The following is a 13510-nucleotide window of genomic DNA, read 5'->3' as shown; positions in this document are numbered from 1 at the left end:
CCCTCTGACTTGGGTGTTTCCCCCGAGTGCACAAGTGATTAATTACTAGTTAGGTTCGTAAAGACATGCTTCTTGTTTTGGTCTCTAGTTTTGAAAATCATTTTTTTTAATAAATTTGAAATCGCCGCCTGTAATTCAATGCAAATTAATATTTAATAGTGGGCGTGAAGATTATTCAATTACATGAAGATCTATTCAATTAACATGTCTTGCTTATTTGACTTTTTATACTAAAAAAATGTCAATTTTAGGGGGATTGTTTGCTGTTTGTTAATCAGTACCCATGATCAATTGAATAAAAGGAATAATAAAAATCAGATAGGTAGCTGTAGTGTTTCTAAGTGTTTTATATATAAGCAAATAAAGATGGTTGCGAGCCCCCGCAACCAATTTAAGGGCTCGTCCTCACTAGAGGGCGGGCCCTTAAACTTTGTAACGGGGCACGGTGAATGAACCTCCCAAGGAGCCCGACAAGCGGCAAAGCCGCAAAGATGGGGCAAATAAACCAAATCCTGCCTTGCAATACCAATAAAACCCTACCGAATGGTGGGACCTTTTTGCTGTTTTTAACTGGGTACGGTGTGTTTACTACGCAGCGGAGTTCTCTGTAACACGTGACAATTTTAAGACCAACTCTTCGGCTGCTTTGTGTGCGTTTGAGACAGACTTTATGTGCCGGCTGTCATTAAACTCTTGATATTCAGCGTTGATTTCGTGGAAAGTTTCGACACCCAAATAGTGAGACAATGTCTGCACATGAGGGCCAAGATGGTTCATTTTCTCTCGAATATCACCGACGCCAAAGCCAAACTCACCGCTCGACGTAATTAAGACGAGTGTTTTGCCGGACATAATTGGCTCAAGCGGAAAATCCCCACGTGCCAAGTCAAAAGAAAATGTCTTGTGGATGCGGATAACTTGGTCAAACCAAGCCTTCAAGGCAGCAGGCATACCGTAATTGTACATTGGTGACGACAGGACAATAACGTCAGCTTGTTCTAACTCACTGATCAGCGTATCGGACAAGGACAGCAATGCTTTCTGCCCGTCAGTTTTTATATCGTCTGGTGTGAACGCAGCAGCAATCCAGTCTTGAGTAATGAAATCTGGTGGATTGGTGCCGATATCCCTATGAATAACTTTATCTTCAGTATTAAGTGTTCGCCATTTTTCGACGAAGGTGGCGGCTATGGATTTAGAGATCGAGTTGTATGCTGGCGTTGAATAGCAGATTTCTCTCGCACTCGCATCAATTTGCAACAGTGTAGCCATCTTAATTCCTCTTAAAAGTTCAATTGTCTGTATAAAATATTGTACTTCTAAGGAAGTTTGACGAATGATGGTTTCTTGACTATAGATGAATAAAAATCATCTATAGTGGGCAGGTCAATGTATCCGAAACTACCCTCTCTCAATGTTCTTAAAACCTTTGATGCTGCTGCAAGGCTGAAAAGCTTCAAAAAAGCATCAGAGAAATTAAATGTGACGCCGACTGCAGTCTCTCATCAAATCAAAGCATTGGAGGAGGGGCTCGGGGTTAGCTTATTTGAACGTCGGACCCGCGCTGTTAAGCTCACTAGAGACGGTGAATTACTATTAAACACCACGGCTAACATTTTTCGGGAACTTAACAGCACCGTCAACGAGATCGTCAGCGGAAAAGAAGTGCTGACGATTAGTACGACCTCCTCTTTTGCCTCCATGTGGTTGGTGCCAAATCTGGAAAAGTTTTATAAGGCACACCCTGATATTGAAGTGTCCCTTCAGGCGGGAGAGAAGAAAATCGATGTGATGCGAGATCCTTACATTGATCTTGCAATCCGTTATGGAAAGTACGATCCAACGGATCCTGGCACATCAATTCTCGTCACAGAAAAAATTGGAATGTATGCCACCCAGGCCTACCTTGACGGGCTGACAAACCCAGAAGATGCGACACTTCTTGAAACTGAGTGGGTAAATAAATCATTGCCGGCAATTGCCTGGAAAACGCTATTCAGACAACAGGGGCACGACAAAAATCATCCCACCTATATTGTAAGGCAGTTTGATCAGGAACATCACGTTATTCAAGCCGCTCTGGCAGGTCAGGGAATTGCCCTTGTAAGCTCCATATTGGTTGAAAACGCTTTGAAAGAACAATGGCTGGTTCCTTTTACCAGCAGTGACTTGCAGGGTGAAATAGAAGGTCTGACATATTACCTTGTGATGCCCCCTCATAATCAACGCAAAGAAAGCGTCATCACTTTTACTGAATGGTTGTTAGCAGAAATTCAGAATAGTGCTTTGTGATTGGTATTTTAGTGGGTTGTCTGTACTTGTGTGTCCGCGTAAGCAAAGCGCTTTGTCAAAACAAAGCACAATCCCACAAAGAGAATAGAGCATTGCATTAGCAAAGCTCAAAAGACGTGATCTCAATAGAACTGTTCTCGACCCTTAATAACGGCCCGTCAATAGGTGATTGTTTTTTTATTGGGGGCACATCATCTTTCACTCGAGCAGAAGTCTATAACGCTTAGTTCACTTTTTCGGGAATACTGTGTGTCATAGTGCTCAATAGCGAGTAAACACCCATCAGGTGACATGGAAGAGTATTTTACCCATGCATCGAAAATCTTGCTGACCTCTCCATCGAGGGATGTGTGGTAGACACCTCCAATTTTAAGGCCATGACTAGTTTTCCTGAAATCAATTACCCGTAGAATTCCAACCCTACTATGGTGGATTATCGGTAGATTAAGGGATACTGAATCAGTTGGTATGCAGTTTTCTTCAATATGTAGATCCTCACCTTTTTTCCTGGCTAGCCAGTATGGAATACAACCCGTCTTCTGCATTTCTTGAATATTATTTTTTCGAATTGTACATGGGGTGATGAAGTATGCCTTTTCGAAACCAGAATATGAAACACACTTAGGCAGTATCAGACCCGATTTAATAGGTAGTGGTTTAGGAGCCTGTTGTTTATTGGGAGTGTAGTAAACTGTAGGTTTGTTTGATGTCATGGATTTCCCATTATAGTCAAAAGTCAAAAAGCCATCTTTTGGCTTTAACGGGAGCCACTGACTCTGTTTTATTGTCGATAACTTTTCGTTTTTGACAAAGTTACAGTCAAAAGGGCTTTGACGATAAGAGTTCTCGTACCGAGTCCAGATGTATGACCTTGACTGGACTTTTTCCGCTATCGGAAGCCAACCTTTTTTGATTTTAATGGAAAACTCGGTAGTCTCATTTAGTGGACCTATTTGATAGGTGATTTTTCTGGAGCCATCGGATGTTTCAGTTTTATTTGTTGTGTACATAATATTATCACCCGCAGCACACCAGCTATTGAAGTCTTTTATGCCTTCGATCACAGATTGTATTTTTTCACCGAACTCCGGCCTCCATGTAAAGAGGTCAAAACCTCTACCATTTTTCTGGGATTGGGTAATTTGCGAAATGATGAGTTGACTATCTTTAAGCCACGCGTATTCAGTTGAAACGCTTTTGATTGCTAATTTATAAGCTGGAAAAGAATCTACATTTCTTTGAATAGGATCATCTTGAGATTTTGCCTGATCTTTCAAATGTTTTTTGTAGGTGGTCAGTAATTTGTTTTTTTCGTCTGGCCATTCAGATTCAGGCGTAAGCCACTTCCTTTGAGCGGAGGCGTCAGGCTTTAGTGCATCAAGTGTTGAATTTAGTCCTGACTTACAAATCCACATTGGGGATGCATTACTCGCAATTAGATCGGTACGTGCTAGAGCCTTGAGACCGGCATCTCTAAATTCAGTTCTGTGTGAATGCGAATACTGTACAACCTCCTTGGCTAAACGGGGTAAGAAAGTGTACCCCTGACGCGCTGAGATGTCGGAGCAGCGAATTGCATCATATCGAGCTCGAAAGTTGGCAATTACGTACCACTCTAGAGCTAAGCTTGTGTTGGTTTTTAGTAAACGTCTAGCAAGTTCAAACTGAAAGATCGGAGGCAAGCGATCACTATATTTTTCCAGCCAAGAGACAATATCATGATCTTGTTCGAGTGATTGACTTCTGATTACCTTAAAAAGGTTCGCTTGTGTATGTTGGTTAGGTGCAGACGTAATAACATGTGTTATGTTGCCTTCTTTAAGGATAGTTACCTTTGGTTTGCTGTCGTGAGTGGGCTTTTCAAAGGACCAAGCATCACCGGCAACAACTAGTGCAAATATTAAGAGGTTGAAAAGTAGATTTCTAGATATATAGATACGATGAACAGAAGGCATGTGTACGAATACTGCAGGGGTTTTATATAGTGCGGCTCTGATATGTGCTAAAATCTTTTGAAGACCAACCATATACCTATTAACCTTTCCAAACATTTTCACAGTTAGGATAGCGTTGATTGAATAGTTTTAAAAAGAATAAATTTAAGTAAATACAATCAGGGAAAGAAAATCTTTAGGTGATGCTTCAAACTTCTTCCGGAGTTATTGAGAGATTATTTGGTTGAATCAAAAATAATTTAAAAGTGCTCTAGACAGTAGGCAAGTTTGTACAAAAATGGCTGTTGGGTATACGATCGAGGGCCTACGCAACCAACATAAAATTACCTTGCGGCGGGCCCTATTTTATTAGCTGTATAAATTATGAAGTGATCCCTATGATCTGCTCGAAGAAACAAAAGTTACCTAAATAATCTCTCAGGTGCCAAAGCGGCCAGTACATCTGCTTCAATTTTGGGTTTCCGACCAGCAATTAAATCTGCCGTCAGTTTGGAGAGAGCAGGGGCGGTTTGGATGCCGTAGCCGCCTTGTCCGGCGAGCCAGAAGAAGCCTTCCGCATCAGGGGCATATCCGACAACAGGCGTCTTGTCTTGCACAAATGTACGTAGACCGGCCCAGCTATGTTCCAATCGGGTGACATCCATCGTAGTGGCCTCTTCGAAGCGGTAGAGGCCCTCCGCAAGAACCATGTCATCGGGCCAGGCATCGTGGGGTTCGACGGAGTCTTCATCCGCAGGTGAGACCATCAAGGTCCCCGCCTCCGGTTTGGCGTAGAAGCTTTCAGATGCGCTTACAAATAAGGGCCATTTATCGAAGCCATCGATTTCAGGCCGTGGCAGGATGGCGGCGGATCGACGTAGGGGATTTGCCCCTACAGGGGGCACGTTGGCTTTGTTGGCGATTTCATCTACCCAAGCCCCAGCCGCATTTACGATAACGTTCGCCTGATAATGTTCCCCGCCTGCTTCGATGTACCAGGCGCCAGCTTCATGCTTCATCTCTGTTACAGGTGCGCCTGTAATAACGGTTCCTTGTCTTGATTTTAAGAGCCTCTGGTAACCTTGCAACATGCGATCAACATCAATGTCTTGGGCTGTTTTTTCGTAGGCAGCTTTGACAATCAGATCGGTTTTGAGGATAGGAACCAACTCACCTGCTTCTTTTGACGTTAGAACCTCCATTCCTTCCGCCCCTTGTAGATACGTATTGAGAGCATTAAGTTCACTTTCATGAGCGAATATAAGCTGCCCGCGCGGTGTGAGGAGAGAGGTTTCAGCGACCCCTTCAGGGTTCAAGAAAAAATCTTCTGAAATAGCGTTTAAGGCACGAAGAGTATCATTGCCGTAGTTGCGGATGAATATGGCGGCAGTGCGTCCAGACGCGTGATAGCCAATGGTTTTTTCGGCCTCAAGTACGATAACCTTGGCATCCAACGCGATCTCGGCCGCAGCACTAATACCGGCCATTCCGCCGCCGATGACAATAACATCCGCAGCTGTACTCATCCGCCTTCAAAACCTTTCAGGAAGTTTTGGATGTTGTATCCAAGATCCTCAGACAGATATCCGCCTTCCTGAACCAGCAGGGTCGGTAGCCCAAGTTTGGAGATTGCCTCTCCGAGCCGCGCAAATCCGGGGGTTGTGATGGATAAGCCCTGCAAGGGGTCATTTTCGTGGGAATCCAGACCCAGCGCGACAACCAGAACGTTTGCCCCAAAGGATTTGATACGGTTAAAAGCGGTTTGAAGCGTCACCAGATACTCATCGTCTCCGGTTCCACGTGGTAATGGCAGGTTGAGGTTATATCCTTCACCAAGTCCTTCCCCCCGTTCCTGTGCACCACCCCAGAAGAAAGGGTAGAACCGGTCCGGATCGGCGTGCAGGGAGATCGTCAGCACATCATTGCGTTTGTAAAAAATACCCTGAGTGCCATTTCCATGATGCACATCCACGTCAAGCACGACGGGCTTTAAACCTTTGGCCCGAAAGTATTCTGCTGCAATGGCAGAGTTGTTGAGAAAGCAAAAGCCACCGGCCATATCTGCAAATGCGTGATGTCCCGGAGGACGAGAGAGGGAATAGACTGCGCTCTCACCACCCATGACGAGGTCTGCCCCTGTAAGAGCGGACTGCGCAGACCAATAGGCCGCTTCCCAGGTGCCTTCTGCAATAGGACATGCCGTATCAGCCTGATGGTATCCAGCTTGGCCAACAGCAGATTTGGGATAATTAGCCCCTCGGTTATCAGGGTGAATATTTGGAATAACTTCGTCAGATGAGCCCTCAATCCGCTTCCACCGAGTATAGATATTCTCCAGAAATGTCAGATATTCAGGTGTATGAACCGCAGAAATGGGAGCGCTTCCATGATCTTCCGGTTCCAGAAATTCAGCACCCGCGCGCAAGGCGCCTTCTTTTAGAATACGAATACGCTCTGGTTGCTCCGGATTACGCAGTGACTGGCCGTTTGCCATAAAATTCTGCGGGTCGTGTTTCCATTGGCGTTCGTCAAATACCGCTTTCATGATTTTCCTCGGATGTTATCAAAATCACTTTCTGCAAGTGACAGGCTTTCTGAGCGTTCCCCGGGTTTGAAGCCGAGGCGTATGTAGGTTTCCCGGGCGTCCGGATTGTCCTGATAGACTTCAAGTTTGATGCGTCTAACCGGAACAGAGAATTGTTTTATCGCTTCATGCATAAGTTTTGGGCCAAGACCCTTCCCTCTCATTGAGGGGGAAACCCAGAGGTCAGAGATATAGATCCCGATACCGCCCAACGTTGTTGAAACATATGGAGAGAACATTGTGAGGCCCACTAATTGTCCGTCTGTCTCTGCAATCAGAATTAGTGCCGCCCCTTGTCCGTCAAACACAGCTTCAAACAAGGTTTGATCAGTTATCGGGTGCGGATCATTCATATGCTCGGAGAGTTGACGAAGGGCGTTATTTACAGACGGGATATCTGCTTTCTCCGCCCGCCGGATCTGTATGTCAGTCATTAAAACCTCGTGTTTTCAGCGCCTTTTAGAGACAGCATATCACGGGCTTCAGCAGGGGTGGCGACGACGCGTCCCAGCTCTTCGACGATTTTTCTGATCTTGGTAACCTGTTCAGCGTTGGACTGGGCCAGTTTTCCCTTGTCGATATACAGATTATCCTCAAGGCCAACGCGCACATGCCCCCCCATTGTGGCGGCCATGGTCGCAAGCGGGATTTGATGGCGGCCGGCGGCAAGGACAGAAAACTCATAATCGTCCCCGAACAATTTGTCCGAGATACGTTTCATATGAATTAGATTTTCTGGATCAGCACCAATCCCACCCAATACACCAAAGACGTATTGGATAAACAGTGGCTTTTGAACCAGTCCCCGGTCCACAAAGTGGCGTAGCATGTAGAGATGACCGACATCGTAGCATTCAAATTCGAACCGGGCACCGCGCTGCTGTCCCATCTGGTCAAGAACATAAGCAATATCCCGGGGGGTGTTTTTAAAAACCAGATCGTCAGAGTTATCCAGAAACGGTTTTTCCCAATTATGTTTCCAATCTGTAATTCGTTCTGCAAGAGGATACAGAGCGAAATTCATTGTTCCCATATTTAGAGAACACATTTCAGGCTCCACAATAAAGGGGGCCGCCAGTCGCTCTTCCAATGGCATCAATGCGCTGCCGCCAGTTGAGATATTAATAACAGCATCTGATCGTTTGTTAATCTCAGGCAGGAAGGCCATGAAATGCTCGGATGAGGAGGAGGGGCGGCCACTTTCTGGATCGCGCGCATGAAGGTGAATAATGGCTGCCCCAGCCTCTGCCGCGTCAATGGAATGACGGGCAATTTCTTCACCTGAAATGGGTAGATTGTCAGACATAGAGGGCGTGTGAATGGAGCCGGTCACCGCGCAGGTGATAATGATTTTGCTCATGGGGGATCTCGTTATTTGTTATGTTCGATCGGCAGGTTGAACTCGGCTGCAAACTGATCAAGGGAGGCGGAAAGCATGTCTATGATCTGGCCGATTTGTTCGCGGTTGATGATCATAGGGGGACAGACCAGAAAATGATCACCTTCTAGCCCGTTGCGTGTGCGTCTTGAATAGATGATCAAGCCGTTCGCATAGGCAATATCCACCAGCCTGAGATAGGCGTTATGCTCTTTGGGGAGAGGTGCCATGGTGCCTCGGTCGCTCACCATTTCAAAGGCGAGTAACAGCCCCTGGCCGCGGACATCACCGATAAAGGGATATCTGTCCATCAGTCTGGTAAGTTCCGATTTCAGGACATCCCCCATCTGGGCAGCATTGGACACCATGTTCTGAGCTTCGATTTCTTCCAAAACGGCGACACCTGCAGAACAGGCAAGGGGATTGCCTGCATAGGTGAAGCCATGAAGAAAGCCACCACTTTGGATGACGGCATCAACAATCGGCTCGTCCACAATCATTGCCCCAAGCGGAGAATATCCTGCGGCGAAGCCTTTTGAAAAAGTAATGATATCAGGGCGGGCTTCCCAATGATCGACAGCAAAGAACTTTCCAGTCCGACCGCCACCTGTCATCACTTCATCATAGATAAGCAGAATACCGTACTGATCGCAGATTTCGCGAATACGCTCCATATACCCTTTTGGTGGGACGAGCGCGCCAGTGGAGGCACCCCCAACAGGTTCCACAATGAAGGCAAGAATGCTTTCTGGCCCTTCTTCCAGAATTTTGGCTTCCAGAAGGTTTGCATAGTGAAGCCCTGTGGCTGGATCATGCATATCCAAACCATCCAGATAGGCCGTTGGCGCCTGGATTTTTGGCATATTCCGGAACATGGGCATAAAAGGATCCGTCAATGGCGCATACCCCGTAAGCGCCAACGCACCCAGTGTACATCCGTGATAACTGGGGAGACGGGAGATCACTTTCCAGCGTTTCTCTTGCCCGGTGACAACAGCATATTGCCGTGCAATCTTAATCGCACTTTCAACAGCTTCGGAGCCACCTGAGACAAAAAACACCTTTTCAAGTCCTTTAGGCGCGTGACCAGCTACCTTGGCGGCAAGTTGCTCAGAGGGTTCTGTTTCGAAATGAAGTCTGTAGCCAAATGTGGATTTCTCCATTTGACGCCGCATTGCGTCCAGAACATTGGGGTTGGAGTGCCCAATATTACAAACCATTGCGCCTGACGAGCCATCCAGATAACGGCGGCCATCCACGTCCCACATATAAATACCTCGTGCTTCTGCCAATGTGGGGCGTTTTGTACCTGTCTGGTAAAACAGATGACTGACCATTAGTTGTTTTCTCCAATAGCGACACAATCATTTGCGTGAAAGCGAACTGAAACCTGATCACCTTCATCGAAAGCAGTGTTGCCGCTTAACATATTGAGGACTTGAAATTTTGTGCCGGCAACGTCAACGAAATAGCGCACCAGTTGACCTTGATAATCAACGGCTTCTACAGTCCCCTCCAAGGATTGCCGTGTATCAGGAGGGGTTTCTTTTTCGAGAAGTTCCATCTTCTCAGCTCGAATGACCAAATAGGCTGTATTGAACCCTGCTAGTTTGGAAAGTTGGGTGTCTGGCATTGGAACAAAACCAACAGCGTCAGCTTCAAGGCCATACTGGCCCTCTCTCATAACTTGGCTGGCTTCCAAAATATTGGATGTTCCCAGAAAGTCGGCAACAAAGCGGCTTGTTGGGTTGGAGTAAATCTCTTTTGGATCACCAACTTGTTCCACTCTGCCGTTGGACATGACAACAAGAATATCTGACATCGCCAGTGCTTCAGATTGGTCATGTGTCACAAATACGGTGGTGATACCGATTTGCTCCTGAATGCGCTTCAATTCCACCCGCATGTCTTCGCGCAAATTGGCATCAAGCGCAGAGAGGGGTTCATCAAGAAGCAAAACATCAGGTTCAATCACAATGGCGCGGGCCAGCGCGATACGCTGCTGTTGTCCACCAGATAACTGTGTTGGGTAGCTTTTCGCGAGGTGAGGGAGTTGAACAAGCTCCAAGACTTCCTGTACTCGGCGTTCTCTCTCTTCTTTAGGGACATTTCGGTGCTTCAGGCCGAAAGCAACGTTATCTGCTACCGTTTTATGGGGAAACAAGGCGTAGTTTTGAAAAACAATTCCGAGATTACGCTTGTGGATTGGGACGTCATTGATTTGTCGATCCCCTACAAAGATATCACCACCTGAAGGATCCAGAAGCCCTGCAATCATTCGAAGGGTCGTTGTCTTTCCGCACCCTGAGGGGCCTAGAAAAGTCACGAAACTCCCTTCGGGCATATCCAATGACATTGGGTGAACAGCGGTAAAATCACCGAACTTTTTTTCAATATTTTGTAGTTTAACAGCGCTCACGAAAGATCCCTTTCAACGTGGGTCGGAAACCCCCGCCGCCAGTGCGGCGAGGGCAAGAGGAGTTAGTAACCCTTCTGGATACGGCCGAATTTCTTGGACCATTCCTGCTCGTTGGAGTTCCAGTATTGTGGATCAGCAAATGTAAGACCTTCCAAAGTGCCTTTCGGGTCGAACGCAGGAAGCGTTGGGATTTTCTTGCCCAGATCGACTTTCGTTGGATCCAGCGCAGGTGGATAATTCTGACCTTCCGCAACAGCAATGGAAGTTGCCGGAGCCAGCATGAAGTTCAGAAGTTCCTCGCAAGCTTCCATTGGGGAGCCTTTGATGACGAACAGACATTCCTGCCATCCAAACCCGTTTGGTGGATCCATGTATCCAATGTCATGACCCTGCTCTTGCAGCGCAAATACGCGGCCTGACCAGGCTTCTGTGACGTAGATTTCTTCTTCTGCCAGAAGGCTCATTAATTCTGCACCGGAGCCCCAGTATTTCAGAAGGAGATCACGGTGTGTCCGAAGTGTGTCCCAAATGGCGTCCATGTCTTTTGCGCCATTCGGATCTTGTCCTGTTTGCAGGGACGCGTACCAGATGCGCGTACGCCAGTCACCCCAGCCGCCGATCTTACCTTTCAGGCGCTTTTCAAGCAGAATATTCGCGCCTTTTTCCTTCATTTCATCGTCAGTGATGTATTTACGGTTATAGGCGAGGCCTGTGGTGCCGTAGTCATATGGCACACAAGATAATTTGCCATTGGTGATGCCGCGGAATACGTCTGCCAGTTTTGGAATGACATATTTCAGGTTTGGAATGTTGGCTTCGTTCAATTCTGATGTTAGGCCAAGTCCGTGATAACGCGCGTAATCGAAGACACCGGAAAGGTGAGCGATGTTATATTCGCCGTTTTGGCTGGCCTTTACGCGGGAGAGATATTCATCGCCGCTACCGAAGGTGCCATCGACAACCTTAATGCTGGTTTTCTTTGTGTAGGGATCAAATGCGTGTTTGCGGAACGCTTCTGAAACAACGCCGCCCCAACCATCAAAGCGGACTTCTTTAGCCGCTGCCAGTGCGGATTTAGAAAATGGAGTGTGTAAGCCATATGCAAGGCCAGCGGCACCGATTAAGCCAAGGAATTTACGGCGATCCAGATCACCGTTTTTGTATCTCTCGAGCAATCGCTCATAACGTTTTGAATTATCCATTGTGTCTCTCCTCTGTTAGGTGTTTGCCATCTGCGCCGTCTAGCGACTTTGTTTATTTGCAAGCCGCCGGGCGATGGCTGCCCCCAGAAGGGGTACACCGACGGTGAAAAAGATCATGACTGAGCCAAGTGCATTGATCTCCGGTGAAATGGAGTTTCTGAGCATGGCGAAAATCTGTGTGGGAACGGTTTCAACACCGCCCGGTTTCCAGAACAATGTGCCTGTGATGTCATCAAAGCTGATGGTAAAAGCGAATAACATTCCGGCAAAAACCGCAGGGGCCAGCAAGGGCAAAGTTATCTGGAAGAAGGTTTGAACGGGTGTGGCGCCAAGGCTCATCGCCGCTTCTTCTACATCACGGCGAATGCCAATTAGACGCGCTTGAACGACAAGAACCACAAAAGGCAGTGTAAAAATCACATGCCCCATAAGCAGCATGAAGAAACTTTTGTGAACTGAAAGGAAGTTCAGGAACAGTAACAAAGCCACGGCCAGAACAACCTCAGGCACTAAGATCGGTGCAATGAGCAATGTGCTGATAATGTTACTGCCCGGTACCTTGTAACGAACCAGAGCGAGGCTTGCGAGCACACCAAGGGTCGTTGACATGACTGCAGTCAAAGCACCGAGCAGCAGGGAGGTTTTAAATGCCCGAATAATCGCGTCATTGCCCGCAAGTTCAATAAACCAGCGGAAGGAAAAACCGGTAATTGGGAAGCTACCGAACTGATTTGCGTTGAAACTTAACAGGACAACAACGGCGACCGGTAAAAACATGAACATATAGACAAGTACTGTCCAAAACCGAACAAGATTCCAGCCCATTATGCAAGCCCCTTCATCAGTTGCCGCATGCCAAGGAAGCGGTTGTAAACAAGTACGATGGATCCAAGAACAGCAATCAGAACAAGGGACAGAACAGATCCCATTGGCCAGTCGAGTTGGGTGATGATGGCTTCGAACACGAGGTTGGCGAACATGGCATCACGTGGTCCGCCCAAAATAACCGGAGTGATATATGTGCCTGCGCCCAAGACAAAGCAAAGCAGCGCACCAGCCGCAAGCCCCGGTAAGGATAATGGCAAGGTTACTTCCAGGAATGTTTGCCAGCGAGATGCCCCTAATGAGACTGCAGCGTCTTCAAGGTTCAAATCTATATCCTCGAGACTTACATAGATATTGAGGACCATGAACGGTAACAAGAAATGCACTAAGCCCAGAACCACGGTCACTTCGTTATAGAGAAGTTGCAATGGTTCATTGATAACACCGATGGATAACAGGAAGGTGTTTAGCGCACCTGATACACCCAGAATATTGATCCACGACATTGTTCGAATAATGTAGCTGATCCAGAAAGGTAGCATCAGCATCAGGAGAAGGATCGCCTTGTTTCCGTTAGATCGGGCGATGAAGTAGGCGGCGGGATATCCCATAAGCGCGCAACAAATTGTTGTCACCAATGCAATACGCAACGTTTGCAGAAGGATATCCCGATAAAATCCATCAGTTAGAACTTCAATCCAGTTGTCCAGATAAAAGCCAGCTTGATCCGCCCCCGTTGCCGTGCGCAGCCAGAAAGAATAAACCACGATAAAAAGCAGCGGCACAATCAAGAGCAGCAATATGGAAGTCAAAGCCGGTGACAACAATATCCAAGGTTGTCTGGCTTCTCTCGTTTCAATTGACATTAAATCCCCC

The 13510-nt window shown here is 46.9% G+C and carries 12 protein-coding genes; 1 reads left to right on the top strand and 11 read right to left on the bottom strand.

Features of this window, described 5'->3' with window-relative positions:
• Positions 1-588: 588 nt before the first annotated feature.
• The gene (locus GUA87_RS13090) at positions 589-1272 is read right to left on the bottom strand and encodes an FMN-dependent NADH-azoreductase (RefSeq protein ID WP_193716977.1); all 684 of its coding nucleotides are present in this window, start codon (positions 1270-1272) and stop codon (positions 589-591) included.
• 117 nt (positions 1273-1389) lie between these two features.
• Here GUA87_RS13090 and GUA87_RS13085 point away from each other — a divergent pair, with 117 nt between their 5' ends.
• The gene (locus GUA87_RS13085; protein ID WP_193716976.1) at positions 1390-2292 is read left to right on the top strand and encodes a LysR substrate-binding domain-containing protein; all 903 of its coding nucleotides are present in this window, start codon (positions 1390-1392) and stop codon (positions 2290-2292) included.
• Positions 2293-2483: 191 nt separating this feature from the next.
• Here the strand turns inward: GUA87_RS13085 and GUA87_RS13080 are convergent, their stop codons facing one another.
• The 10 genes from GUA87_RS13080 to GUA87_RS13035 form a co-directional block, all read right to left on the bottom strand.
• The gene (locus GUA87_RS13080; protein ID WP_193716975.1) at positions 2484-4319 is read right to left on the bottom strand and encodes a hypothetical protein; all 1836 of its coding nucleotides are present in this window, start codon (positions 4317-4319) and stop codon (positions 2484-2486) included.
• Between the two features lie 329 nt (positions 4320-4648).
• Entirely contained in the window at positions 4649-5752 is a 1104-nt protein-coding gene (locus GUA87_RS13075; RefSeq protein WP_193716974.1) for an NAD(P)/FAD-dependent oxidoreductase, read from the bottom strand.
• Positions 5749-6771: a histone deacetylase family protein gene (locus tag GUA87_RS13070; protein WP_193716973.1), complete on the bottom strand. Its 1023-nt coding sequence runs from the start codon at positions 6769-6771 to the stop codon at positions 5749-5751. The genes GUA87_RS13075 and GUA87_RS13070 overlap by 4 nt, the downstream gene beginning before the upstream one ends.
• Positions 6768-7244 carry a GNAT family N-acetyltransferase gene (locus GUA87_RS13065; protein ID WP_193716972.1) on the bottom strand — a complete coding sequence of 159 codons (477 nt, stop codon included), beginning with the start codon at positions 7242-7244 and terminating at the stop codon, positions 6768-6770. Before GUA87_RS13065 ends, GUA87_RS13070 begins: the two co-directional genes overlap by 4 nt.
• Positions 7244-8170, bottom strand: coding sequence for a 3-keto-5-aminohexanoate cleavage protein (locus GUA87_RS13060; protein ID WP_193716971.1), 927 nt, complete (start codon positions 8168-8170; stop codon positions 7244-7246). The genes GUA87_RS13065 and GUA87_RS13060 overlap by 1 nt, the downstream gene beginning before the upstream one ends.
• 11 nt (positions 8171-8181) lie before the next feature.
• Positions 8182-9525, bottom strand: coding sequence for an aspartate aminotransferase family protein (locus tag GUA87_RS13055; protein WP_193716970.1), 1344 nt, complete (start codon positions 9523-9525; stop codon positions 8182-8184).
• The gene (locus GUA87_RS13050) at positions 9525-10607 is read right to left on the bottom strand and encodes an ABC transporter ATP-binding protein (RefSeq protein ID WP_193716969.1); all 1083 of its coding nucleotides are present in this window, start codon (positions 10605-10607) and stop codon (positions 9525-9527) included. Before GUA87_RS13050 ends, GUA87_RS13055 begins: the two co-directional genes overlap by 1 nt.
• 62 nt (positions 10608-10669) lie before the next feature.
• A complete protein-coding gene (locus GUA87_RS13045) occupies positions 10670-11809 on the bottom strand; it encodes an extracellular solute-binding protein (protein ID WP_193716968.1) in 1140 nt (379 codons plus the stop codon).
• A 39-nt stretch (positions 11810-11848) separates the two neighbouring features.
• Positions 11849-12634: an ABC transporter permease gene (locus tag GUA87_RS13040; protein ID WP_193716967.1), complete on the bottom strand. Its 786-nt coding sequence runs from the start codon at positions 12632-12634 to the stop codon at positions 11849-11851.
• Positions 12634-13500, bottom strand: a complete 867-nt coding sequence (locus GUA87_RS13035) for an ABC transporter permease (RefSeq protein ID WP_193716966.1) — start codon at positions 13498-13500, stop codon at positions 12634-12636. The genes GUA87_RS13040 and GUA87_RS13035 overlap by 1 nt, the downstream gene beginning before the upstream one ends.
• Positions 13501-13510 lie beyond the last annotated feature (10 nt).

This window comes from Sneathiella sp. P13V-1, assembly GCF_015143595.1.
Classification (GTDB): Bacteria; Pseudomonadota; Alphaproteobacteria; order Sneathiellales; family Sneathiellaceae; genus Sneathiella.
This window is presented reverse-complemented; position numbering and strand designations above follow the sequence as displayed.

Coding starts and splice junctions, on each gene's coding strand:
- GUA87_RS13090 (WP_193716977.1), bottom strand. CDS start 1,272: ATGGCTACACTGTTGCAAATTGATGCGAGTGCGAGAGAAATCTGCTAT.
- GUA87_RS13085 (WP_193716976.1), top strand. CDS start 1,390: ATGTATCCGAAACTACCCTCTCTCAATGTTCTTAAAACCTTTGATGCT.
- GUA87_RS13080 (WP_193716975.1), bottom strand. CDS start 4,319: ATGGTTGGTCTTCAAAAGATTTTAGCACATATCAGAGCCGCACTATAT.
- GUA87_RS13075 (WP_193716974.1), bottom strand. CDS start 5,752: ATGAGTACAGCTGCGGATGTTATTGTCATCGGCGGCGGAATGGCCGGT.
- GUA87_RS13070 (WP_193716973.1), bottom strand. CDS start 6,771: ATGAAAGCGGTATTTGACGAACGCCAATGGAAACACGACCCGCAGAAT.
- GUA87_RS13065 (WP_193716972.1), bottom strand. CDS start 7,244: ATGACTGACATACAGATCCGGCGGGCGGAGAAAGCAGATATCCCGTCT.
- GUA87_RS13060 (WP_193716971.1), bottom strand. CDS start 8,170: ATGAGCAAAATCATTATCACCTGCGCGGTGACCGGCTCCATTCACACG.
- GUA87_RS13055 (WP_193716970.1), bottom strand. CDS start 9,525: ATGGTCAGTCATCTGTTTTACCAGACAGGTACAAAACGCCCCACATTG.
- GUA87_RS13045 (WP_193716968.1), bottom strand. CDS start 11,809: ATGGATAATTCAAAACGTTATGAGCGATTGCTCGAGAGATACAAAAAC.
- GUA87_RS13040 (WP_193716967.1), bottom strand. CDS start 12,634: ATGGGCTGGAATCTTGTTCGGTTTTGGACAGTACTTGTCTATATGTTC.
- GUA87_RS13035 (WP_193716966.1), bottom strand. CDS start 13,500: ATGTCAATTGAAACGAGAGAAGCCAGACAACCTTGGATATTGTTGTCA.